Below are 23524 nucleotides of genomic sequence, written 5' to 3'. Positions count from 1 at the left end.
GCCGTTGATTCATGGCTAAGTTCTTTATCGATCGCCCCATCTTTGCGTGGGTGCTCGCCATCATCATCATGCTGGCCGGTGCGCTGTCGATTCTCAAACTCCCGATTGAGCAATATCCCAATGTTGCGCCGCCGGCGATTGAGATTCAGGCCTCATACCCTGGTGCGGATGCGAAAACGCTGCAGGATACGGTGACCCAGGTCATTGAGCAGAATATGAACGGTATCGATGGACTGATGTATATGTCCTCGAGCAGTGACTCATCCGGTACCCTGACCCTGACCATCTCCTTTGAGTCAGGCACGGATGCAGACATCGCGCAGGTTCAGGTGCAGAACAAACTGCAGCTGGCGATGCCACTGCTGCCGCAGGAAGTTCAGCAACAGGGGATTCAGGTTAAAAAATCCTCCAGCAGCTTCCTGATGGTTGCCGGCTTCATCAGTGACGATGACAATATGACTCAGAATGATATTTCTGATTATATTTCCTCGACCATTAAAGATCCGCTGAGCCGTACCAAAGGTGTCGGTGATACCCAGGTGTTTGGTGCGCAGTATGCGATGCGTATCTGGATGGACCCGCACAAGCTCAATAACTACAACCTGACGCCGGTTGACGTGATCAGCGCGCTGAACACGCAGAACGCCCAGGTTGCCGCCGGTCAGTTAGGCGGGACACCGCCGGTGCCGGGACAGCAGCTTAACGCCTCTATCATTGCGCAGACCCGCCTGACCTCGACCGATGAGTTCGGCAAAATCCTGCTGAAAGTGAATGAGGATGGTTCACAGGTTCGCCTGCGTGACGTGGCAAAAATCGAACTCGGTGCAGAAAACTACGAGATCATTGCCCGTTATAACGGCCGGCCCGCGTCCGGTATCGGTATCAAACTGGCAACCGGCGCAAACGCCCTGGATACCGCGAATGCGGTGAAAGCGGAACTGGCGAAGATGCAGTCCACCTTCCCGGCCGGAATGAAAGTGGTTTATCCGTATGACACCACCCCATTCGTTAAGATCTCTATTTTCGAAGTGGTGAAAACGCTGGCTGAAGCCATCGTGCTGGTGTTCCTGGTCATGTACCTGTTCCTGCAGAACTTCCGCGCGACGCTGATTCCGACTATCGCCGTGCCGGTGGTGTTGCTCGGCACCTTCGCCATCATCAGCATTTTTGGCTACTCGATAAACACCCTGACGCTGTTCGGAATGGTGCTGGCTATCGGCCTGCTGGTGGATGACGCCATCGTGGTGGTGGAGAACGTTGAGCGCGTGATGCAGGAAGAGGGCTTGCCGCCAAAAGAGGCGACCAGGCGTTCTATGGAGCAGATTCAGGGGGCGCTGGTCGGTATCGCGCTGGTGCTGGCCGCGGTATTTATCCCGATGGCGTTCTTTGGTGGTTCGACCGGTGTGATTTACCGTCAGTTCTCGATCACCATTGTGTCAGCCATGGCGCTGTCGGTGCTGGTTGCCCTGATTCTGACCCCGGCACTCTGCGCCACCATACTGAAGCCGGTGAAAAAAGACGGTCACGGTAAAACGACCGGCTTCTTCGGCTGGTTTAACCGGATGTTCGACAAAAGTACCAATCACTACGTCGACAGCGTTGGCCACATCATTCGCAGCACCGGCCGTTATATGGTGATCTACCTGGTCATCGTGGTCGGCATGGCGTATCTGTTCATGCGTCTGCCCTCTTCATTCTTACCGGAAGAGGACCAGGGGTTACTGCTGGCTCAGGCGCAGCTGCCTGCGGGCGCTACGCAGGAACGTACCCAGAAAGTGCTGGATCAGGTCACCGACTACTTCCTGACGCAGGAGAAAGACACGGTTAAATCGGTGTTTACCGTTAACGGCTTCGGCTTTGCCGGTCGCGGACAGAACACCGGTATTGCTTTCGTCAGCCTCAAGCCGTGGGATGAGCGAACCGGCAGCGACATGAAGGTACCGGCGATTGCCGGGCGTGCGATGAAGGCGCTGGGTGCCATCAAAGATGCGATGGTCATCCCCTTCAACCTGCCAGCCATTATCGAACTGGGTAACGCCACCGGCTTCGACTTTGAGCTGATTGACCAGGCCAACCTGGGCCACGAGAAACTGACCGAAGCGCGTAATCAGCTGTTCGGCATGATTGCCCAGCATCCTGACACCCTGGTGGGTGTGCGTCCTAACGGTCTGGAAGATACGCCGCAGTACAAGCTGATCATCGATCAGGAGAAAGCACAGGCGCTGGGCGTATCGTTAAGCGATATCAACACCACGCTGGCGGCCTCCTGGGGCGGCTCCTACGTCAATGACTTCATCGACCGTGGTCGCGTGAAGAAAGTTTACGTCATGGGTAAAGCGGACTCCCGTATGCTGCCGGACGATATCGGCAAATGGTATGTGCGCAACAGCAACGGAACGATGGTGCCTTTCTCCGCCTTCTCGACGGCGAAGTGGCAGTATGGTTCACCGCGTCTTGAGCGTTACAACGGTCTGCCTGCGATGGAAATCCTGGGTCAGGCTGCGCCAGGTAAGAGCTCCGGTGCCGCCATGGATCTGATGGAGCAGTTGGCGGAGAAACTGCCTGCGGGTATCGGCTATGACTGGACGGGCATGTCTTACCAGGAACGTCTGTCGGGCAACCAGGCGCCTGCGCTCTATGCCATCTCGCTGATTGTGGTCTTCCTGTGTCTCGCCGCCCTGTATGAGAGCTGGTCGATTCCGTTCGCGGTTATGCTGGTGGTTCCGCTGGGGGTTATCGGTGCGCTGATCTTCACCACCCTGCGTGGCCTCAGTAACGACGTCTACTTTGTGGTGGGGTTACTGACAACCATTGGCCTCTCGGCGAAGAACGCCATCCTTATCGTCGAATTTGCTAAAGATTTGATGGATAAAGAGGGCAAAGGCCTGGTGGAATCGTCGCTGGAAGCCTGTCGTATGCGTCTGCGTCCGATCCTGATGACGTCACTGGCGTTTATTCTCGGGGTACTGCCGCTGGCGATCAGTACCGGTGCCGGTTCCGGTTCGCAGAACGCCGTGGGTACCGGCGTTATCGGCGGCATGGTTACCGCGACCGCGCTGGCAATCTTCTTTGTTCCGGTGTTCTTCGTGGTGGTTCGCCGCCGCTTCAGTAAGCACAAAGAGGAACCGCGCAGCGCTGAGCCGGTTGAGCATAACCAGACTCACTAAGCAGTAACACCTCTGAGGCCGCGCAAGCGGCCTTTTTTTTACCCTTCAGTTTCGCCCTCCTCTCCCCCTCGCCTTTCTGCCATCAGCAGACGTTGCATTCCGTTCCGCGGCGGCGCATAATATTGTTATATTATAACATTACATAGGTGTGCATTATGAAAGCAAATATCCATCCTCACTATCGCCCGGTGGTCTTCCATGACACCTCAGCTGACGTTTACTACAAGATCGGCTCAACCATTAAAACCGACCGCACCGTAGAGTTTGAAGGTGAAACGCTGCCCTACGTCACGCTGGATGTGTCGTCGGCTTCACACGTTTTCTACACCGGTAAACAGAAAGATTTCGCTAAAGAGGGCAGCACCGCGCGCTTTAACCAGCGCTTTGGGCGCTTCCTGGGTCGTAAATAGAGGAGAGGGTCATGCAGGTATTAAGCTCGCTGCGTTCCGCAAAAAATCGCCATCGGGATTGCAGGGGGGTCCGTCGCAAGGGACGTATTTACGTCATCTGCAAAACAAATCCGCGCTTTAAAGCCGTACAGGGAAGAAAGAAGAAACGCTAGTGTGTGTCGTGATGACTGGCCGGGCTTGCCCGGCCTTTTTTATGCTTACTGCATGCTCTTCAGCATGGCGTTCACGTTGTGCTTAAAGGCAGCCTGATAGGTCGGTGCCGGACCAGAAGCCGGGGACAACGCTTCCGGATAGAGCTCACCGCCCGGCTCCGCTCCCGTAGCGCTGGCGATCTGTTTAACCAGACGCGGATCGGTCTGGTTCTCAATAAAATAGCGGGTAATGTGCTGCTGTTTCAGCTGAGTGATCAGATCACCGACGTTACTGGCACTCGCTTCCGCTTCGGTAGAGAACCCGACGGGCGCCAGGAACGTCACGCCATAGCGCTGGCCAAAGTAGCCAAAGGCATCATGGCTGGTCAGCACCTTCCGCTTCTCCACAGGAATTTTATCAAACGCCGTCTTTGCCCAGCTATCCAGCGCCTGTAACTGCTGAATGTAATTCTGTCCGCGCTGACGGATCGCCGCAGCATCCTCGGGGTCGGCTTTGACCAGCGCATTCATCACGTTGGTCGCATAGATCACGCCGTTCTGCATGCTGTTCCAGGCGTGCGGATCGGTGATGGTTTTGCCCTCCTCTTCCATGCTGCGTGTGGTGACACCCGCAGAGGCGACTACCGGCTGACCGTGATAACCGGAAGCGCTGACCAGGCGGTCCATCCACCCTTCCAGTCCCAGCCCGCTGACAAAGACCAGATCCGCTTTTGCCAGCGCCTGGCTGTCCTGCGGCGTCGGTTCAAATGTATGGGGATCGCCATCCGGCCCTACCAGACTTTTTACCTTCACATGATCGCCTCCCACCTGGCTGACGATGTCTGCCAGCACGGTAAAGCTGGCGACAACGTCTACGGTTTTTGCCATCGCCAGCGGCGTGGCGAACAGCGCAGCGAGCGCCAGACTAACCGGTAATTTTTTCATAGATACCCCTAAAGATTAATGGCGGCGTAAAATTCCGCCGCACGGTCCTGTCAGAATCGAGAGAAAGAAGAGCATGGCGGCGCTCAGCACCACGGCGGGGCCGGCCGGCAGCGAGAAGTGCCAGGAGAGCATCAGGCCCGCCAGCGCAGAGAGGGTTGCCATGAAGATGGCGATGGCCAGCATCGCCGCAAGATGACGGCTCCAGAAACGGGCGCTGGCAGCGGGTAACATCATTAAACCCACCGACATCAGCGTGCCCAGCACCTGAAAGCCCGCGACCAGGTTCAGCACCACCAGCATTAAAAACAGGCCATGCACCAGCGGCGCGCTCCATTTTCCCTGCGCCCGCAGAAAGTCACCGTCGAAGGCATCGATGACCAGCGGGCGATAAATCACCGCCAGCATGATCAGCGTAAAGGCCGCGATGCTCCCGACCAGCAACAGCGCCGCGTTGTCGACCGCCAGCAGCGAGCCAAACAGAACGTGCAGCAGATCCACGCTTGAGCCGCGCAGTGAAACCAGCGTGACGCCCAGCGCCAGTGATCCAAGATAGAATCCGGCAAAACTGGCATCCTCTTTCAATGGCGTGTAGCGACTGACTGCGCCAGAGAGCAGCGCGACCGCCAGCCCGGCAATCAGGCCGCCGATACCCATGGCCACCAGTGAGAGGCCGGAGATCAGATAGCCAATGGCCGCACCCGGCAGCACCGCATGGGATAAGGCGTCACCAATCAGGCTCATACGACGCAGCGAGAGGAACACACCGAGTGGCGTGGCACTGACGGCGAGCGCCAGGCAGGCCACCAGCGCTCGCCGCATAAAGCCAAATTCGATAAAAGGCTGAATCAGGGTCACGAGGCTCGACTCCGTGCCAGGACATCGGACCGGAAGGTATCGCTGAGATGATGTTCATCCATCGACAGGACGTTACTGAAGTAACGCGCCACCAGCGGGCGGTCATGCAGCACTACCAGCAGAGTGGTGCCTGCCTGCTGCTGCTGCTCCAGAATCGACATCAGCAGGGTAACCGTCTGGCTGTCTATGCCGTTAAAGGGTTCATCCAGCAGCCAGAGCGCGCTGCGCTGTAGCATCAGCCGGGCAAACAGGACGCGCTGAAGCTGCCCGCCCGAGAGGGTGGCCGGTTGCGCGTCCGCATAATCGCTCATCTGAACCGCCTCCAGCGCCTGCCCGATTTCCCGCCGCAGTGACCGGTTAATGCCGCCAAACCAGCCGCAGCGTGGCCAGCAACCCATGGAAACCAGTTCGAAGACCGTCAGCGGAAAGCGGGTCTCAAGTTCGGTGCGCTGTGGCAGCCAGCCGATATCCCGGCGTGCCACCTGCAGTTCGCAGCGTCCGCTTACCGGCGGCAGTAAGCCCGCAATGGTTTTCAGCAGGGTCGATTTCCCGCTGCCGTTTGCGCCGACCAGCGCAGTCATGGAGCCTGCTGCGAGCTGACCCGTGATCGCCGGGGTGACCCCCTCTCCCTGGTAGCCTGCACGCAGTGCGTTAAATCGGATCATGCACTGATCCCCCAATATATCGCGACAGCCAGCAGCGCGATGATCAGCAGGGCGACGCTCAGCCGTCCGCCCAGCGACATAAGTAATCCACTCTGACGCATCAGTTTACCAATATGTTATAACATAACAATAAGGATACCGGATGCAGCCTGCGGTTCAAGAGCGGAATGTGTTTCAAAAGGTATCGGGAGTCCGGCGGCCCCGGGGGCGTTTAAGCCACACCCGCCGCACCGCTTTGCTGGCAAAACTCAGAAAATGACAGTTTTGTGCTTTACTGGCTTGCAAACCTGTTGCGTAAAACCAATGATAGGTTTATTAACGGTTAGGAGTAGACAAGATATGCTGTCACGGATTGAATGTGATATTGCGATGGGTGAAACAGACTGCGCAAAAATAGCTGAAGTTGTTCAGCGGAATATTCTCAAAATATCAGATTTGCTGACAGGGGATTTACGCTGGTACGCTCAGAATGCGCAGTTAGTACCAGACAGTTTAAAAATAGTTTCCGTTGAATACCTGGATCTGAATAGTTTTAAATTACTTTACGATTTTCAGTGGAATTTATTTAGTCCCTGTCAGGATCTGAATGAAACGGTGACCCAAACGGAGCGGGTAAATTTTTACATTAAGCCCGGTGCGCTTGAGTTTGATGTGATAGACAACCAGCAACCCTCTCCGGGTGATGAATTGTAATATTTAGTAATTGAGATGAGCAGAACTAATGGTTTTACACTATCTTTAACGTATCCCGTTTAATAACCACCTGAAAGATCGCTTCCTGGCCGCTTTATCCGAACTCGCCGCCCTGCGGCAACTGTGCAAGCTATGGAGGGGAAAAAGATGGACGAATACTCACCAAAACGGCATGATATTGCCCAGCTGAAATACCTGTGTGAGAGCCTGTTTGACGACAGCATGGCAACATTGACTGACAGCCATCATGGCTGGGTAAATGATCCCACTTCTGAAAGCAATCTGCACCTGAACGATCTGATTGAACATATCGCGTCGTTCACCATGAATTACAAAATTAAACACGTTGAAGATGAAGCGCTGATTTCGCAAATCGATGAATATCTTGATGATACTTTTATGTTATTCAGTAACTACGGTATCAATAATCCTGATCTTCAGCGGTGGCAACGTTCAGCAAAACGCTTATTTAATCTGTTCACTGAAGAGTGCGCTTTTCTCCAGCAACCGAGCCATTCATTATAGTACAGACGTGAGAACGCTTTATTTATGAACAAAACACTGACAAAAACTGATTATTTGATGCGACTGCGTCGCTGTCGCTCCCTGGATACCCTGGAGCGGGTGATCGAAAAGAATAAGTATGAATTACCGGAAGATGAATTAGCGGTATTCTATTCGGCAGCTGACCATCGTCTGGCCGAGCTGACGATGAATAAGCTTTACGATAAAGTACCGGGTTCGGTCTGGAAGTTTGTCCGCTAATCTGCTCACCTGCATCTGACGGCATTGTCCCCACATTTAGTACCGGATATTCCTGCCTGCCGGCAAAGGATCGGCCCAGGCGGGTTTTGCCTGTCTGTCATACTGGGGAAGAAGTTCAGGGGGGAAAGTGGTGGGGGCCCTGCCAGCTACATCCCGGCACACGCATCACCTGCTACGGCTGCTTCCTTCCGGATCTGACCGAGTTCACAAGCTAGCATTGCGGGAGAACCAACAGGGCCCCCATTGACAAGCCCTCTTTACGAGAGCGGGGGCATTATCTGGGAAGGGGCTGGCAATTGCAAGCGTCGTCGGGACAACCGTTGTTTTCTTGAACAACCGCCGCGTTGATGCTTTCACCATCGCCTCTGCATGATAAAGTTAACCCTCTTTTTCCTGACGAAATAAGCACATGAATCAGCCTGACACTTTCCAGCAACGCATCTGGCAAATTGTTGCCGCGATTCCATCCGGGTGCGTCACGACCTATGGCGATGTGGCACGACTGGCCGGTTCGCCGCGTGCGGCACGTCAGGTCGGCGGTGTGCTGAGCCGGTTACCCGAGGGAACCACCCTCCCCTGGCATCGTGTCGTCAATCGTCACGGCATGATTTCGCTTCAGGGCGACCAGCTGATACGACAGCGGGATGCACTGGAAGCTGAAGGGATTGTGGTGAGTGATGCCGGTGAGCTGGATCTTGAAACGTATCGCTGGCGATTTGATGGCTGAAAAACGAGGCGGCTCTGCCGCCCCGTTTGCACATTACAGACGGGTAGGTGCAGGCACCGCCGCAGAAGGCGTGACCTGAGTCGGTGATGTCGAAGGCACGGTGGTCGCTGCGCCTGGCTGGGTTGGCATCGCCATTGAAGGCACCGGTACCAGCAGCAGTTCGGCTTTGGTGCCGCCCTGATTGATGACCGGTTTTACGCTGTCAGTGACAAAGGCCAGCTTGCCGTCGATAGCGATGGCGGCGCTTAACAGAATGCGTGCATTTGGCTGGATGTCAGCCGGGTTAAACGGCAGCACAAACTGGAACGGCGCCTGTTTGCCTTCCGTCCGCACCACGCGTTGTGACAGCACTTTTGACGGGGCGTCGGCAACAGACGCATCCGACAGCGTCACGGTTAATACCGCATCCGGCGGCAGCGCGATGCGCTGGCGAATAAAGACGGAACCGCTGACGTTAGGCTGCGCAATCGCCGCCGTCTGTCCGGCTACCGCAGAACCCAACGTTGGTGTTGGCACAGGTTTACTCTTGTCGGCACAGCCCGCAACAGCAACCGCCATAACTACCCCACTGAACACATGCCACAGTTTCATTGATGTCGTCTCCATTTGATCAAAATGATTGTCGGCAGCGAATCCTGCTTACAGCGTTTCACTCGCCGTATGTCCTTAATGTTGGCACAAAAATGAAATTTTGCCTGGCACAGGCAAAGCGGAAAGTCTGATTGACGTCAACTGGTCCGATCTTTCACACTGAGCAGGTCACTATATTGAGGAACGCGCCATGAGTCAGGCACTGCAAAATCTGCTGAATTTATTAAATCTGGAAAAACTGGAAGAAGGTTTATATCGCGGCCAGAGTGAAGATCTTGGCCTGCGCCAGGTGTTTGGCGGTCAGGTGGTGGGTCAGGCGCTCTATGCCGCAAAGCAAACCGTCGCGACCGATCGGACGATTCACTCCTTTCACAGCTACTTTCTGCGGCCCGGCGACAGCCAGAAAGCGATTATCTACGACGTCGAAACCCTGCGTGACGGCAAAAGTTTCAGCGCCCGCCGGGTCAGTGCCATACAGAATGGTCAGCCCATTTTTTATATGACCGCCTCATTCCAGTCACCGGAAAGTGGCTTTGAGCATCAGAATGCGATGCCCCAGGTGGCAGGACCGGAAAATCTGGTCACGGAACAGGCGATGGCGCAGAAGATGGCGCACATGCTGCCGGAAAAACTGCGGGAGATATTTATCGCGGAACGTCCGCTTGAGATCCGCCCGGTGCAGATTCACAATCCGCTGCGCGGGCATGTGGACAAGCCTGAGCGCCAGGTCTGGATCCGGGCCAACGGTCCGCTGCCTGACGATCTGCGCATCCATCAGTATCTGCTCGGCTATGCGTCGGATCTCAATTTCCTGCCGGTTGCGCTGCAGCCACACGGCAAAGGCTTTTTAGAGGCGGATATGCAGGTCGCCACGATCGATCACTCGATGTGGTTCCATCGTCCGTTCGACTTTAGCGAGTGGCTGCTCTACAGCGTGGTAAGCACTTCAGCGTCAGGTGCCAGGGGGTTCGTACGGGGTGAGTTCTACAATCAGCAGGGGGTGCTGGTCGCCTCTACGGTGCAGGAAGGGGTGATGCGCCAGCGAAGCGAATAAAAAAAGGGGCGATAGCTCGCCCCTTTTTCACTGTTTATACTCTCACGCATTACTGGTTGTAAGCGTTCTCGCCGTGGCTGTTAACATCCAGACCTTCGCGTTCGTGCTCTTCCGGTACGCGCAGACCGACAATCAGATCGGCCAGTTTGAAGCCGATGAAGGCCACCACGCCAGACCAGACGATTGTGACGCCGACGCTGAAGAGCTGAACCCAGACCTGATGGCCCATGGTCACACCCTGCGCATAACCGACGCCGCCCAGTGAAGAGGAGGCAAACACGCCCGTCAGGATACAGCCAACAATGCCGCAGACGCCGTGCACACCAAACACATCGCAGGGGTCGTCCACACGCAGCCATTTCTTCAGAGAGGTCACACCCCACAGACCCGCCAGTCCGCCAACCAGTCCGATAATCAGTGCACCGCCGACGCCAACATAACCACAGGCTGGGGTAATCGCGACCAGTCCGGCGATAAAGCCTGAACAGGCGCCCAGCAGAGAAGGCTTACCGCGCACCGCCCATTCGCCAAAGGTCCATGAGAGTACGGCACCCGCCGTTGCCACAACAGTGTTCAGGAACGCCAGTGCGGCAATTTCGTTTGCTGCTGAGGCAGAACCGGCGTTGAAGCCGAACCAGCCTACATAGAGGATCGCGGTGCCGGTGAAGACCATCGGCAGATTATGAGGTTTGAAAGCTTCTTTACCAAAGCCGGCACGTTTGCCAACCAGATACGCGCCCACCAGACCCGCTACCGCGGCGTTGATATGCACGACGGTACCGCCGGCGAAGTCCAGCGCGCCATCCTGCGCCAGGAAACCGCCCGCCCATACCATATGCGCGATAGGCAGGTAAGCCAGCGTCAGCCAGACACCGACGAAGATCAGTACGGCTGAGAAACGGATACGCTCTGCAATGGCACCCACAATCAGGCCCACGGTGATACAGGCAAATGAGGCCTGGAACGCAACGTGGATGTACTGATAGAAGCTGCCCATTACCGCGGTCAGCTGGATATTCTTCAGCATGGCCCAGCCAAATCCGCCAAAGAAGGCGTTACCTTCGCTGAACGCCAGTGAATAGCCGTAGACCATCCACAGCACGCACACCAGCGAGAAAGTGACGGCCACCTGCGTCAGCATCGACAGCACGTTCTTACCGCGAATCAGACCGCCGTAAAACAGCGCAATCCCTGGAATTGACATAAACAGCACCAGCGCGGTGCAAATCATCATAAATGCGTTGTCAGCCTTGTCCGCAACGGCAGGCGCAGCCATCGCGAGCGATGGTAACAGTGCCAGGCTGGTCAGGCCCAGCTTAGTCAGAACTTTATTCATTTTTATTCCATCCCATCACAATACTGAGTCGTAATTACAGAGCGGCTTCGTCGGTCTCGCCGGTACGAATACGAATGACGCGCTGCAGTTCAGCCACGAAAATTTTACCGTCGCCAATTTTTCCGGTGTAAGCCGCTTTACTGATGACATCCACAACTTCGTCCAGCTGATCGTCGGCAATAGCGATATCAATTTTGACTTTCGGCAGGAAGTTCACGCTGTACTCTGCGCCCCGATAGAGCTCGGCGTGCCCCTTCTGGCGGCCAAACCCTTTCACTTCGGAGACGGTCAGTCCCTGAATGCCGATAGAGGACAAAGCTTCACGCACATCCTCCAGCTTGAATGGCTTAATTACGACGGTAACCAGCTTCATTGGATCCCCTCCAGCGAGTAAATAGGTAACGTTTACGGACACACAGGGAGATAAGCAAAGGCTGTGCCAGTTAGTAAAAGCGGTGATAATCAGTGGGTCAGGCGGGATGGAGCAAGGAGAGGCTCTCCAGTGGCTCTGAAAAGGGGGGAAAAGGAGAAAGCCGGTCAGCGCATCGGGATGCACTACTTTGGTGCTTCAGGCGTCAAAGGAGTGCATTTATACAGATTAGTCCGATAAAGCTGCGCAAAAAAGGTGCAGGTCAGGCTTCCGCGGTGGCAGGCACGCCCGACGCGAGATCATCCCCGGCCTGCTGAAGCTGATACATCTGCCAGTAGCGGCCCTGCATCGCCAGCAGTTGCTGGTGCGTGCCCTGCTCGACCACCCGGCCGCGATGGAGGACCAGGATTTTGTCGGCGTCGATAATGGTGGAGAGACGGTGAGCAATTACCACCAGCGTGCTGTGCTGACGCAGTCTGGCCAGCGTCTGCTGAATCGCCTGTTCCGTGCCGGAGTCAATATTGGCCGTTGCTTCGTCCAGAATCAGTATCTGCGGCAGATCGACCAGCACCCGCGCCAGCGCCAGCAGCTGCTTCTGCCCGACCGACAGGTTATTCCCCTGCTCACCCAGCCGGGTGTGAATCCCCTCCGGCAGAGCCTGCGCCAGGGGCGCGAGCCGGACCTGTTCCAGCACCGTCCAGACCGCCTCTTCGCTGATATCACGGCCCAGCCGGACATTGGCCAGCAGCGTATCCGCCAGCACCACCGGGTCCTGCTGCACCATGGCGATCCCGTGTCGCAGCACGCTATGACTCAGATCCCCAATAGGCCGGTCATCAATGCGGATCTCACCGCGCGTCACCGGGTAGTAGCCCATTAGCAGGTTTGCCAGCGTGCTTTTGCCGCTGCCGGTATGTCCGACCAGCGCCACAAATTCGCGCGGCGCCACCTCAAGATTGATGTCACTGAGCACATCGCGGTTTTCACGGTAGGCGAAGCTCAGATTATTCAGCGAAATGCGGCCGGAAGCCAGCGGCTGCTGGCTGTCGCCATACTGCTGCTGCGCGGCATCCATGAGTTCAAAGATGCGCTCACCGGAGACCACCGCCTGCTGCAACATCGACTGCTGTGTGGTCAGCTCAATCAGCGGCTCATTCAGGCGTCCCAGATAGGTGATAAAGGCATAGAGTACACCGACTTCAAAAACGCCGGGCGCGGAGAAGCTGAACAGAACCAGCAGGCCGCATAGCACCATCGCGGAAAAGAGGCTCAGCAACGGGCGCAGCAGAAAGCCATCGAGACGCAGCGTTTCCATCCGCGCCAGGTAGTGAGAGCGACTGGCCTCACCCATCCGCTCGCCGAAGCGGGCCTGCTGACGAAACTGCTGGATCACGCTCATGCCGCTGATCACTTCGTTAAAGCCGTTGTTGATATCGGCCAGATAACCGCGAACCCGGCGGGCAATCGGCGTGCTGAAGCGCTGATAGATCACCATCACCATCAGCACCAGCGGGAAGATCATCATCGCCACCAGCGCCATGCGCCAGTCAAGGCTGAACATCGCCACCATCATGGCCCCGACCAGCGCGGCACTGCGCAGCACGGTTGAGACCACCGTGACGTAGAGATCGCGGATGACTTCGGTGTCGTTGGTCACGCGTGAAATAATCTGACCGACCGGCTGGGTATCGAAGGCGCTCAGCGGCTGACAGAGCGCGGCATTCATCACATCGCTGCGTAACCGCTGCACCACGCCGATCGCCGCCCGGTTAAATAACAGCGCCTGCCAGTAGTGGAGCGCGGCGGCCAGTAGCTGAAGCAGAATGAAACTGACCAGCAGGCCGGCGACCAGCCCCCAGGGCATCTGATGTTTCGCCACCAGATTGTCGATAAAGTAGCTGACCAGCACCGGTCCGGTCACCTCAGCAGCGGCCGCGATCCAGAGCAGGCCGACGGCCAGCGACAGGGATTTACGCCAGGGCTTACCGTAGCTCAGCAGGCGCTTCAGGGTAGGCCACAAGCGGGCAGACTTAGCCATGCGGCACTCCTTTCTCATTTTCATCATCATCCAGTGCGGCTTCCAGCTGCTGATAACGGAACATATCCCGATACCAGCCGGGCGTTCCGCTCAGCGTATCGTGGTCACCGCGCTGGGCGACGCTGCCCTGCTGCATCACCAGAATTTCACTGGCTTCCGTCAGCGCCGATAAGCGGTGCGCGCTGATAATCAGCGTGCGTCCCTCTCCCCAGATACGCAGGTTATGCAGAATTTCATGTTCGGTACGGCCATCCACCGCAGAAAGCGCGTCATCCAGAATCAGGATTTCGGCATTCAGCAGCAGAGCCCGGGCAATGGAAAGGCGCTGCTTCTGTCCTCCGGAGAGCATCACACCCCGCTCCCCGACTTCCGTTTCATAACCCTGAGGCAGACGCAGGATATCGTCATGCACGCAGGCGAGCCTGGCGGCCTGTTCGATCTCCTGCCGGGTCGCGCCCGGTTTCCCCAGCGCAATGTTATTAGCCACGCTGTCAGAGAAGAGGAACGGCGTCTGGCTGACCACCGCCAGACGGCTGCGCCAGCTGTCGAGCCGCAGCTGCGGCAGCGGGATCTGGTGGTAGCGGATATCCCCCTGCTGAATGTCAAAGTGGCGCTGAATCAGGCTGAGCAGCGTGCTTTTGCCGCTGCCGGTCGGGCCGCACAGTCCCAGCATCTGACCGGGTTTCAGCTGAAAGCGGACATCGCTTAACACCGGCGCCGTGCTGGCCGGATAGTGAAAGGCACGAATCGCCACCTGAAGCGTTCCGGGGTCAGGCGGCAGCGTTTTATCACCATCTTCCACCGCCGGTGCTTCCGCCAGCAGCGCGCCGATGCGGCTCCACGCGGCGCTGCCGCGTTCGACAATATTAAACATCCAGGCCAGCGCCAGCATGGGCCAGATCATCAGGCCGAGATACATCACGAAGCTGGTGAGCTGACCCAGCGTCATCTGATCATGCCACACCAGCCAGCTGCCGCCGCCAATCGCCAGCAGGTTTGAAAAGCCGATGGCGATATAGATAGTGGGATCGAAACGGGCATCAACCCGCGCTACGCGCAGGTTTTTCTCACCGGTGTCGCGGGCGATAGCGGAAAACTGCTGTGACTGATGCTGCTCAAGCCCAAAGGCTTTGATCATGCGGATGCTGGTCAGGCTCTCCTGCGTCTGATCGTTAAGGCTGGAAAAGGCTGCCTGAGCCAGCTTAAAGCGATCGTGCAGTTGATTACCGTAACGATGGATGACGATCGCCATCACCGGCATCGGCACCAGCGAGAGCAGCGTCAGCTGCCAGCTGATCTGGGTACTCATCACCAGCAGCACGCCACAGCCCATAACCAGCGAGTCCACCAGCGTCAGCACCCCTTCCCCGGCAGCAAACACCACCCGATCCACGTCGTTGGTGGCGCGCGCAATCAGGTCACCCGTGCGATGGCGCAGATAAAATGCCGGTTGCTGACGACTCAGCTGACGATAAAAATCTTCGCGCAGCTCGACCGCCAGCTGGTAGGAGGCGCCAAACAGCAGCACGCGCCAGACATAGCGCAGCAGATAGACCACGACCGCCGTTGCCAGCATGATCCCAATCCACATCATGATGCGACCGGTACTCATGGTGTCGCCTGTCACGCCGTCAACAATGATCCCCACCACATGCGGCGGCAGCAACTGCAGAACAGCAATAACAATCAGCAGGATGACCGCGCCCAGATAGCGTCGCCACTCCCGCAAAAAATACCAACTTAACTGACTGAATAATCGCACAGCGCTGTTCTCAATCTCAGGCCCCCAGAGGGGCAACGGGTAAAGCCGTGGTGTATTTAATCTCTTCCATGGCGAAGCTGGAGGTCACATCGATCAGGCCGGGCACGCCGTTGACTAATCGCTTATAGAAAGCATCATAGCTTTTCATGTCGGCCACCTGAATGCGCAGCAGGTAGTCATACTCGCCTGCCATGCGGTAAAAGGCCATCACCTCCGGCATGCTATTGACCACCGAGACAAAGGTCTGATACCAGTCACGGCTATGCTGCTGGGTTTTAACAAACATAAACGCCGTCAGCGACAGGCCGATTTTGTCACCGTCCAGTAACGCCACCCGCGCGCGAATAATGCCATCATCTTCCAGTTTTTTTAGTCGCTTCCAGCAGGGCGTGGTCGTGAGGTTGACGGCATCTGCCAGCGCCTGCAGCGACAGCGTGCAGTCCTGCTGCAGCAGTGCAAGCAGCTTAAGGTCAGTTTTGTCTAACATTCGCGTCTCCGGGAGAATCATTTTCTCCATTAACGCGATTTTAGCGGTAATTTTGCAATCTCTTTTTCCTGCACGTGCCATAAAATAGCCGGACTGTTTATAACCGGATGACTGAGATGCAGACCTGCTGGATTCGCCACGCTATCAACGAAATTAACGCCGATTTTCAGCGATCGGCCGAGACGCATCTGATCCGTTTCGATCTGGCGGATTTTCCCGGCATCTGGTTCTACCTGAAAGATGAGAGTACCCATCCCAGCGGCAGCCTGAAGCATCGCCTGGCGCGCTCCCTGTTTCTTTATGGCCTCTCTAACGGCTGGATTAAACAGGATACGCCGATTATTGAAGCCTCGTCAGGCAGCACGGCTGTTTCTGAGGCCTACTTCGCACGGCTGCTGGGACTGCCCTTCATTGCGGTGATGCCAGCCAGTACGGCAAAACGGAAAATTGAGCAGATCGCCTTTTATGGCGGGCGGTGTCATTTTGTCGAGGATCCCTGCCAGCTCTACGCGGAATCTGAGCGGCTGGCGCGTGAACTGAACGGCCACTTTATGGATCAGTTTACCTATGCTGAGCGTGCAACCGACTGGCGCGGCAATAACAACATCGCGGAGAGCATTTTCCGTCAGATGCAGCATGAACCCTACCCGATCCCTCATACGGTGATTATGAGTGCGGGCACCGGCGGCACCTCCGCCACGCTGGGGCGCTATATCCGCTATCAGGGACTCGAAACGAAACTGCTGGTGGTCGATCCCCAGCACTCGGTGTTTTTCGATTACTGGCAGCAGCGTGATGCCACCCTGACCAGCACCCGTGGCAGCCTGATCGAGGGGATTGGCCGTCCGCGGGTCGAGCCATCATTTATGCCCGATGTGATCGATGAAATGATCAAAGTGCCGGACGGCGCAACGCTGGCCGCGATGCTGAAACTGGAAAAGATTCTGGGACGCAAGCCGGGTGCCTCTACCGGCACCAACTTCTGGGGCATGATGCAGGTGGCGAAACGCTTACGGGCGGCAAAGCAGTCGGGCGCGCTGGTCACGCTGTTATGTGACAGTGGCGAACGCTATCCCGACAGCTACTATCAGCCGGAATGGGTGGCAAAACATATCGGTGACATCACGCCGTGGCAGCGCGAGCTGGCGTAAAAAACCGGACTTCCTGTCCGGTTCACGGCAATCCTCAGCATTCGGGGGAATACGCGAGGTGGGGTGTCGCCAGCCAGTGATTTAAATAATGGGACACCGCCTGTGTCCCGCAATGCCCTAACACCGGCAGATGCGGAAGCGCCCTCTTTAACTGCGCCATCGCATTGCCCATGATGAAACCCTGCCCGGCCTGAGCCAGCATCTCGCGATCGTTCATCGCATCCCCAAACGCCATACACTCCGCCATGGTCAGGGAGAGGTGGTCACACAGCAGCGCCAGCGCGCTGCCCTTGTTGCAGTTTGCGGGCAACACTTCCAGACAATCCTCCGCAGAGAAACAGATGTTGACCTGATCGCCCAGCACGGCATCCAGCTGCGTTTTAAGCTGACACAGGTGCTGATGCCGATCGATGAAGCAGATTTTTGTTACCTGATGCGCGGGCAGCGTTTTAAGGTCGCACAGCTGATAGCCAAATCCGCTCATCTGATGCGCCACCAGCAGTTCAGGCTGCGGCCGGTCGGTAAACCAGCCCTGGTCGTTAAAGATGTGCATCGTGGCAGTCGTCTCCCAGTGACGATGGATCACCTCTTCGGCGACGGCAGAAGGCAGATCGCATCCAAAGAGCCGCGTACCCTGCCGGTCATGTATGCGGGTGCCATTCCCCGTGATAAGCCAGGCGGGCAGAATCATTTTTTCCCGCAGAATCTGCATCTCCAGCAGGTGGCGGCCCGTCGCCAGCGCGAGATGAAGACCCCGTGAATGTAACGCCTGCAGGCTCTCCAGTGTCTGCTGTCCCAGCTGGTGATCCGGCAACAGCAATGTGCCATCCATATCGAACGCGGCTAAACGCATCATGACTATCCTCCTGCTGAAAAGATGAGTCCCACTATTGCCTGTTAATTACGGAACTAATAGTGAATACTTTTAAAAAATTGTTCCGGGTTTATGATGCGCGAACTTCACCGTATTCATCAGTTTCAGCGCCTGTGGCAGCAGAGTCAGGGGGCGCCTCAGCAGACCTGCGTGGCGGAGATGGCCCGTCACTGCATCTGCAGCGAGCGTCATCTGCGCACGCTGCTGTCACACTGGCAGCAGGCGGGCTGGCTCAGCTGGCGGGGTGAAGCGGGCCGGGGTAAGCAGGGCCAGGTCACTTTTCTGCGCACGCCTGAAGCGTTACGCCAGCAGCTGCTGCAACGGCAGCTCGATAGCGGCGCGGCGGCAGACGCCTTGCAGCTGCTGGATCTGCCGCCGGAGCGGCTGATGACTCTGCTGCGCCCGATGATGGGGGGACAGTGGCAGAACGATACGCCGGTGCTGCGCATCCCCTACTATCGCCCGATGGAGAGCACAGCGCCGCATCAGATTACCGGCCGGGCTGAACAGCATCTGGTGCGTCAGATCTACTCCGGCCTGACCCGCTTTGAGCACGATGCACCGGTCGGCGATCTGGCTCATCACTGGCAGCACGATGAGACGGGGTGTCACTGGCTATTCTGGTTACGGCCTCAGCTGAGGTGGCACAACGACGAGCCGGTTCAGGCGGAGCAACTGGTGTCGCAGTTTCGTCAGCTGTTGCAGGAATCGCGCGTCGCACTGCTGCTGGCCGACGTGGAGAACGTGGAGGCGCCGCATCCGCTGGCCGTGCGTTTTGTGCTGCGGCAACCTGATTTCTGGCTACCGCACCGGCTGGCGCATCTGCTGTGCCTGCTGCCCCATCCCGATCATCCCGCCATCGGCAGCGGTCCGTGGAAACTCCGTCACTTCAGCCCTGAACTGGTCAGGATTGAGAGTCATGCGCAGTGGCATCTGCAGCGTCCGCTGTTGCAGGCGGTGGAGTACTGGATTACGCCACGGCTGTTCGACCCCCGTCTGGGCAGCAGCTGTCGTCATCCGGTGCAGATCGCCATCGGCGATGCCGCCGAGCTTAAGACGCTGCAACCGGTCAGCAACAGCATCAGTCTCGGTTTCTGCTATCTGCTCTGCCGCCCGCGTGACGGATTTACTGCCGAACAGGCGCGCAGCGTTTTCCATCTGATCCAGCAAAGCGGCATCGTCAGCCGACTGCCTCTAGATGAAGGCTTAATTACGCCCAGCAACGAGTTGTTGCCTGGCTGGCCGGTGCCGCCGATCGAGGCGGTGCCTGGCCCCCTGCCCGCCACGCTGACACTCCACTACCAGTTGCCGGTTGAGCTGCATCAGATGGCGCAGGCGTTATGTGAATTACTCAGGCAGCATGGCTGTCATCTCCGGGTGATTTTTCATCCGGTCAAAAGCTGGCAAACCGTTCATCAGCTTGATGAGGCCGATCTGGTGATGGGCGATCGGCTGATTGGCGATACCCCGGTGTTTACACTGGCGAACTGGCTGGCACTGGATCCGCTGTGGCGGCCTCTGTCAGCAACCCTGCAGGGCAAAGTGGTACAGAGACAACTGCTGGCTATCCAGCAGATTGCTGACGGTCAGGCCCGCTCCCGCGCGCTGCATCAGCTTTATCATCAGCTGATGACGGATGGCATTCTGCTGCCGCTGTTCAACTATCGCTACCAAATCTACGCGCCGCCCGGCGTCGAAGGGATTGAACTCAACACGCTGGGCTGGTTCGATTTCAGCCGCGCATGGATTCCGCCGCCGATTGATCCGCCGTGCAGCTGTTCAGCGGCGGAATGAGGCATTACCATAAGCGCAAAATTACTTATCAGGGAAATGCCATGAAACGCGCTGTTGTTGTTTTCAGCGGTGGACAAGATTCCACAACCTGCCTGGTTCAGGCTTTAGCACTTTATGATGAGGTACACTGCGTCACCTTCGATTACGGACAACGCCATCGGGAAGAGATTGAGGTGGCCCGGGAACTGGCTATCAGGCTGGGTGCGCGCGCACATAAAGTGCTGGATGTCACCATGCTGAACGAACTCGCTGTCAGCAGCCTGACGCGCGATAGCATTCCGGTACCCGCCTACAATCCTGACGCCACCGGATTACCGAGTACTTTTGTGCCGGGTCGCAATATTCTCTTTCTGACGCTGGCCTCGGTTTATGCCTATCAGGTAGAGGCCGAAGCGGTGATCACGGGCGTCTGCGAAACCGATTTTTCCGGCTATCCTGATTGCCGCGATGAGTTTGTCAAAGCCATGAACCAGGCGGTCACACTTGGCATGGCGCGCGCTCTCCGCTTTGAGACGCCGCTGATGTGGCTCAATAAGGCGGAAACCTGGGCGCTGGCGGACTACTGGCAGCAACTGCCGCTGATTCGCGAAGAGACGCTGACCTGCTATAACGGCGTGAAAGGTGACGGCTGCGGTGAGTGTGCAGCCTGTCATTTACGGGCCAACGGCTTGCAGGGTTATCTCAGCGATCGTGCGGGCGTGATGGCCGCAATGAAAGCAAAGAGCGGCCTTAACTGAAGCCGACAGCAATGGCGGCAGCGATCGGATTTGCCGCCTTTTTTCTCTCATGCCATCAGACGCATCAGTCGCTCCCGCAACGCCCCTTCCAGGGTGACCGCCTTCTGGGTGCGCAAATCGATGCAGACAAAGGTTAGCGCAGCATCGGCAACCACTGTCTCCTGGCCTGCCAGCAGCACCCGCTGCGCGATGACGCCACTCCTGCCATTTAACTGCGTAATCTCACTGTCGATGGTGAGTACGTCGCCCAGTACGGCCGGGCGACGGTAGTTGATGTTGATATTGACCACCACAAACGCCAGTTTCTGCTCCTGCAACCAGTGGAATGCTTCAGCCTCTTCCAGCCATTGCCAGCGCGCCTCCTCAAGAAATTCAAGATAACGCGCATTGTTGACGTGCTGATAGACATCCAGATGGTAGCCGCGCACTTTTATCGTGGTCTGCATGGTCATGCTCTCCTGCTTCGGTTGAACTGGTTGGACCTGTTCACTTTAGCAGAGCCGCCGGTTCAGCGCGGGTTATGCATCACAGATGCGTACTGCCTCACAATTTCAGCCGGCCTGCATTACGTTCTATCAGCGCATTCCCGATCCCCGGCACTTCGCTGAGCTGCTGGATCGCGCTGAACGGTCCGTACTGCTCGCGATAGCTGACAATGGCCTGGGCCTTTTTCAGACCCACGCCGTTCATCACGGCAGAGAGCTGTTCCGCCGTCGCATCGTTGATGCTGACCTGACCCGGCTGAGCAACGTCGCTGATCGCTTTTTCCGGCGCAGGCAATGCGTTCTGGCTGATGGACGTGCTGGCAGGATCGGGGGCCGCAGCGACGCTGCTGTGGCAGAACGCGCCGCCCAGCGCGAGTGAGAGATAGAGGGCAACGACTTCATGTTTAGCCATGCTGTGTTTCTCCTTGTGTGTAAACAGCAGCGACAGCGTGTCACGACGGTGCACAAGGCACAAAAGCGGGATTTCAGAAATGGAAAAGGCCGCGAATGCGGCCTTGGGTTATTACAGTGGTTTCGCGGTTTCTGCGAGGCTTACTGCATTTGTGCGGCTGCGCCGTACTTGATTTTTGCCTCTTTGCGCAGATTTTGCAGTAACGCTTCAAAGGTCAGTTGGGCATTGTTCTGCGTGACACCTTTGACCATTTCATCAATCTGCGCCTGTGGCATGGTGCCGGTTTTCACCTTATCCACTGCCACCAGCACCACGTTGCCCTGCATATCTTCGCTCACGCCCCATGACGGTTTGTTATCCGCAGGCTGAGGCAGATTAAAGGCAGCCTGTGCCACCGGATCCTGCACGTTGCGATCGACCGTTTTACTGGCGCTCAGCGTCAGGCCTGCTGCGGTCAGCGCATCCTGCTTACCGGCTTTAAGCGCATCCAGCAGTTTGTCCGCCTGGGCTTTCGCCTGCTGCGTCGCTTTATCATGCTTCAGCGTGTCGGTGATCTGCGCCTTAACCTGATCCAGCGGTTTTACCGCTTCCGGTTTGTGATCGCTGATACGCAGCACAAAGGCGCGGTCGCCATCCACGCTGATGATATCGGAGTTATTACCCGGCGCACCATTCTGTCCCACCAGGCCACCGTTGAAGATAGCCTGCTTCACCGGATCAAAATTAAGCGCGTCTGGCAGTGAATCCTGACTGAACCAGCCGGTCTCCTGCGCCTTCAGACCGGAAGCCTGCTCGGCCCCCGCCAGTGACTCATTATCGTTGCTCGCCGCTTCGCTGACTTTCTGCTGCAGTTTGTAGAAGGCATCAACGCCCTTCTCCTGCTTCACTTTCGCGGCAATCGCGCTGTGAACGTCAGCCAGCGGCTTAACCTGCTCTGCCTGGATATCGTCAAGACGCACGACCAGGAAGCCCACTGACGATTTGATCACGCCCGACATCTGGCCTTTCTCTGTCAGGCCCGCATTTTTCAGCTCATCCGGTGTGGTAGACGGTTCCAGCCAGCCCATGTCGCCGCCCTTACGCGCGGAGATAGGGTCAATGGATTTGGCTTTTGCCACGTCCGCGAAAGAGGCGCCCGCTTTCAGCTGAGCCAGAACGGCATTAGCATCCGCTTCCGTTTTCGTCTGGATTACGCTGTAGCGGGTACGCTGTGGCTGCGTGTAGTCCGCTTTATGCTGATCGTACCAGGCCTGAATATCCGCCTCGCTGGCATCCTGCTGCATGCTGGCGGCATCCATCAGGATGTAGCTGACGCGGAACTGCTCTGGTGCCATAAAGCTGCTTTTATGCTGCTGATAATACTGGCTGATTTCGTCATCGGTGACGGTCTGTTTCGCCGCCAGCGCGTTCACATCCAGCGTCGCCTGACGGATATCACGCTGCTGTGACACCAGGTCCACCAGCCGGCTCGCTTCGCCTTTCAGCGTGAAGTCAGTATTGGCGACGGCATTGATCAGCTGTTGATTGGAGAGCTGTTTACGCAGCGCTTCAGCATACTGGTCAGCACTGAACCCCATGCTGCCGATCAGATTGAGGTATTTCGCATTATCGAATTTACCGTTGGTCTGAAAAGCCTGCTGGTTGAAGATAGCCTGTTTGACCTGATCGTCGCTGATGCTGAGGTGGAGATCTTTGATATAGCTGTCAAGCAGCGCCCGGTCGATTAACTGAGACAGCGCCTGCTGACGCATCTGCTGCATGTAACCGTCGTTGCTGGCCAGCTGCGAGAACTGGTCACCCAGCATCTGCTGCTGACGACTGCGTTCGCTGTTGAACGCCTGCTCCAGCTGCGCGCGGCTAATCTCCTGACCGTTTACTTTGGCCGCATAGTCGTTATTGCCGCCAATCAGATAGTTGCCAACGCCCGTCAGCACAAAGGAGAGGATAATCAGCCCCAAAATAATCTTGAGCACGACATGGTTCGACGCCGCGCGTAAATTGTCCATCATGGTATGGCAACACTCCGCTGTAGTGTGAATGTAAAGCCCGGTCGCCCTTCGCCTCTGGCTGGCGAC

24 protein-coding genes and 1 other RNA gene are annotated in these 23524 nt (G+C 56.9%); 11 read left to right on the top strand and 14 right to left on the bottom strand.

Annotated features, from left to right (window positions below):
- The first annotated feature begins 11 nt into the window (after nt 1-11).
- From OXR04_RS15655 to ykgO, 3 genes are all read left to right on the top strand, one after another.
- Nucleotides 12-3167: a multidrug efflux RND transporter permease subunit AcrB gene (locus OXR04_RS15655; protein WP_009091661.1), complete on the top strand. Its 3156-nt coding sequence runs from the start codon at nt 12-14 to the stop codon at nt 3165-3167.
- 155 nt (nt 3168-3322) lie between these two features.
- Nucleotides 3323-3577, top strand: a complete 255-nt coding sequence (locus OXR04_RS15650) for a type B 50S ribosomal protein L31 (RefSeq protein WP_009091662.1) — start codon at nt 3323-3325, stop codon at nt 3575-3577.
- A gap of 11 nt (nt 3578-3588) precedes the next feature.
- Nucleotides 3589-3729 carry a type B 50S ribosomal protein L36 gene (ykgO, locus tag OXR04_RS15645; protein ID WP_267372029.1) on the top strand — a complete coding sequence of 47 codons (141 nt, stop codon included), beginning with the start codon at nt 3589-3591 and terminating at the stop codon, nt 3727-3729.
- 45 nt (nt 3730-3774) lie between these two features.
- Here the strand turns inward: ykgO and OXR04_RS15640 are convergent, their stop codons facing one another.
- Genes OXR04_RS15640 through OXR04_RS15630 form a run of 3 tightly spaced genes read right to left on the bottom strand, consistent with a single transcriptional unit; the run spans nt 3775 to nt 6173 of the window.
- A complete protein-coding gene (locus OXR04_RS15640; RefSeq protein ID WP_009091665.1) occupies nt 3775-4653 on the bottom strand; it encodes a metal ABC transporter substrate-binding protein in 879 nt (292 codons plus the stop codon).
- A gap of 15 nt (nt 4654-4668) precedes the next feature.
- Nucleotides 4669-5508, bottom strand: coding sequence for a metal ABC transporter permease (locus tag OXR04_RS15635; protein WP_267372031.1), 840 nt, complete (start codon nt 5506-5508; stop codon nt 4669-4671).
- The gene (locus tag OXR04_RS15630) at nt 5505-6173 is read right to left on the bottom strand and encodes an ABC transporter ATP-binding protein (RefSeq protein ID WP_167431160.1); all 669 of its coding nucleotides are present in this window, start codon (nt 6171-6173) and stop codon (nt 5505-5507) included. Before OXR04_RS15630 ends, OXR04_RS15635 begins: the two co-directional genes overlap by 4 nt.
- A gap of 339 nt (nt 6174-6512) precedes the next feature.
- Here OXR04_RS15630 and OXR04_RS15625 point away from each other — a divergent pair, with 339 nt between their 5' ends.
- From OXR04_RS15625 to OXR04_RS15615, 3 genes are all read left to right on the top strand, one after another.
- Nucleotides 6513-6866: a hypothetical protein gene (locus OXR04_RS15625; RefSeq protein WP_009091670.1), complete on the top strand. Its 354-nt coding sequence runs from the start codon at nt 6513-6515 to the stop codon at nt 6864-6866.
- A gap of 147 nt (nt 6867-7013) precedes the next feature.
- Entirely contained in the window at nt 7014-7391 is a 378-nt protein-coding gene (tomB, locus tag OXR04_RS15620; protein ID WP_046101364.1) for an Hha toxicity modulator TomB, read from the top strand.
- A gap of 24 nt (nt 7392-7415) precedes the next feature.
- Nucleotides 7416-7631 carry an HHA domain-containing protein gene (locus OXR04_RS15615; protein WP_003850458.1) on the top strand — a complete coding sequence of 72 codons (216 nt, stop codon included), beginning with the start codon at nt 7416-7418 and terminating at the stop codon, nt 7629-7631.
- A gap of 137 nt (nt 7632-7768) precedes the next feature.
- On the opposite strand, the gene ffs is transcribed toward OXR04_RS15615, so the two are convergent.
- An RNA gene (ffs, locus tag OXR04_RS15610) (signal recognition particle sRNA small type) lies at nt 7769-7865 on the bottom strand.
- A gap of 175 nt (nt 7866-8040) precedes the next feature.
- Between ffs and OXR04_RS15605 the strand changes: the two genes are divergently transcribed.
- Nucleotides 8041-8358 (top strand): MGMT family protein, encoded by a 318-nt coding sequence (locus OXR04_RS15605; RefSeq protein WP_111207332.1) that lies wholly within the window; start codon nt 8041-8043, stop codon nt 8356-8358.
- 33 nt (nt 8359-8391) lie between these two features.
- Here the strand turns inward: OXR04_RS15605 and OXR04_RS15600 are convergent, their stop codons facing one another.
- On the bottom strand, nt 8392-8949 hold the full coding sequence (locus tag OXR04_RS15600) for a YbaY family lipoprotein (RefSeq protein WP_058956361.1): 558 nt from the start codon (nt 8947-8949) through the stop codon (nt 8392-8394).
- Nucleotides 8950-9139: 190 nt separating this feature from the next.
- Between OXR04_RS15600 and tesB the strand changes: the two genes are divergently transcribed.
- Nucleotides 9140-10003 carry an acyl-CoA thioesterase II gene (gene tesB, locus OXR04_RS15595; protein WP_140923306.1) on the top strand — a complete coding sequence of 288 codons (864 nt, stop codon included), beginning with the start codon at nt 9140-9142 and terminating at the stop codon, nt 10001-10003.
- A gap of 49 nt (nt 10004-10052) precedes the next feature.
- On the opposite strand, the gene amtB is transcribed toward tesB, so the two are convergent.
- The 5 genes from amtB to OXR04_RS15570 form a co-directional block, all read right to left on the bottom strand.
- Nucleotides 10053-11339 carry an ammonium transporter AmtB gene (amtB, locus tag OXR04_RS15590; RefSeq protein WP_009091680.1) on the bottom strand — a complete coding sequence of 429 codons (1287 nt, stop codon included), beginning with the start codon at nt 11337-11339 and terminating at the stop codon, nt 10053-10055.
- Between the two features lie 34 nt (nt 11340-11373).
- Nucleotides 11374-11712, bottom strand: a complete 339-nt coding sequence (gene glnK, locus OXR04_RS15585; RefSeq protein WP_003850469.1) for a P-II family nitrogen regulator — start codon at nt 11710-11712, stop codon at nt 11374-11376.
- 259 nt (nt 11713-11971) lie between these two features.
- Nucleotides 11972-13747: a SmdB family multidrug efflux ABC transporter permease/ATP-binding protein gene (locus OXR04_RS15580; protein ID WP_267372038.1), complete on the bottom strand. Its 1776-nt coding sequence runs from the start codon at nt 13745-13747 to the stop codon at nt 11972-11974.
- Entirely contained in the window at nt 13740-15509 is a 1770-nt protein-coding gene (locus tag OXR04_RS15575; RefSeq protein WP_267372039.1) for a SmdA family multidrug ABC transporter permease/ATP-binding protein, read from the bottom strand. The genes OXR04_RS15580 and OXR04_RS15575 overlap by 8 nt, the downstream gene beginning before the upstream one ends.
- A gap of 16 nt (nt 15510-15525) precedes the next feature.
- On the bottom strand, nt 15526-15996 hold the full coding sequence (locus OXR04_RS15570) for an Lrp/AsnC family transcriptional regulator (RefSeq protein WP_046101361.1): 471 nt from the start codon (nt 15994-15996) through the stop codon (nt 15526-15528).
- Nucleotides 15997-16112: 116 nt separating this feature from the next.
- On the opposite strand from OXR04_RS15570, the gene OXR04_RS15565 reads away from it, so the two are divergent.
- Entirely contained in the window at nt 16113-17147 is a 1035-nt protein-coding gene (locus OXR04_RS15565) for a PLP-dependent cysteine synthase family protein (RefSeq protein WP_167428978.1), read from the top strand.
- A 34-nt stretch (nt 17148-17181) separates the two neighbouring features.
- Here OXR04_RS15565 and cof read toward each other — a convergent pair whose 3' ends face one another.
- Nucleotides 17182-18003: an HMP-PP phosphatase gene (cof, locus tag OXR04_RS15560; protein ID WP_058956364.1), complete on the bottom strand. Its 822-nt coding sequence runs from the start codon at nt 18001-18003 to the stop codon at nt 17182-17184.
- A gap of 93 nt (nt 18004-18096) precedes the next feature.
- On the opposite strand from cof, the gene OXR04_RS15555 reads away from it, so the two are divergent.
- Together OXR04_RS15555 and queC are read left to right on the top strand one after the other, a co-directional pair.
- On the top strand, nt 18097-19815 hold the full coding sequence (locus OXR04_RS15555; protein WP_267372094.1) for an SgrR family transcriptional regulator: 1719 nt from the start codon (nt 18097-18099) through the stop codon (nt 19813-19815).
- A 41-nt stretch (nt 19816-19856) separates the two neighbouring features.
- Nucleotides 19857-20552, top strand: coding sequence for a 7-cyano-7-deazaguanine synthase QueC (gene queC / locus OXR04_RS15550; protein WP_267372041.1), 696 nt, complete (start codon nt 19857-19859; stop codon nt 20550-20552).
- Nucleotides 20553-20599: 47 nt separating this feature from the next.
- On the opposite strand, the gene OXR04_RS15545 is transcribed toward queC, so the two are convergent.
- The 3 genes from OXR04_RS15545 to ppiD form a co-directional block, all read right to left on the bottom strand.
- Nucleotides 20600-20998, bottom strand: coding sequence for a YbgC/FadM family acyl-CoA thioesterase (locus OXR04_RS15545; RefSeq protein WP_009091695.1), 399 nt, complete (start codon nt 20996-20998; stop codon nt 20600-20602).
- Nucleotides 20999-21095: 97 nt separating this feature from the next.
- Nucleotides 21096-21449 carry a helix-hairpin-helix domain-containing protein gene (locus OXR04_RS15540; RefSeq protein ID WP_033736593.1) on the bottom strand — a complete coding sequence of 118 codons (354 nt, stop codon included), beginning with the start codon at nt 21447-21449 and terminating at the stop codon, nt 21096-21098.
- A gap of 140 nt (nt 21450-21589) precedes the next feature.
- A complete protein-coding gene (ppiD, locus tag OXR04_RS15535) occupies nt 21590-23458 on the bottom strand; it encodes a peptidylprolyl isomerase (RefSeq protein ID WP_140923311.1) in 1869 nt (622 codons plus the stop codon).
- Nucleotides 23459-23524: the final 66 nt, after the last annotated feature.

This window comes from Pantoea sp. GM_Pan_3 (genome assembly GCF_026541045.1).
In the GTDB taxonomy this organism is placed as follows: domain Bacteria; phylum Pseudomonadota; class Gammaproteobacteria; order Enterobacterales; family Enterobacteriaceae; genus Pantoea; species Pantoea anthophila.
The sequence above is the reverse complement of the archived record's forward strand: the minus strand, read 5'-3'. Positions and strand labels throughout refer to the sequence as shown.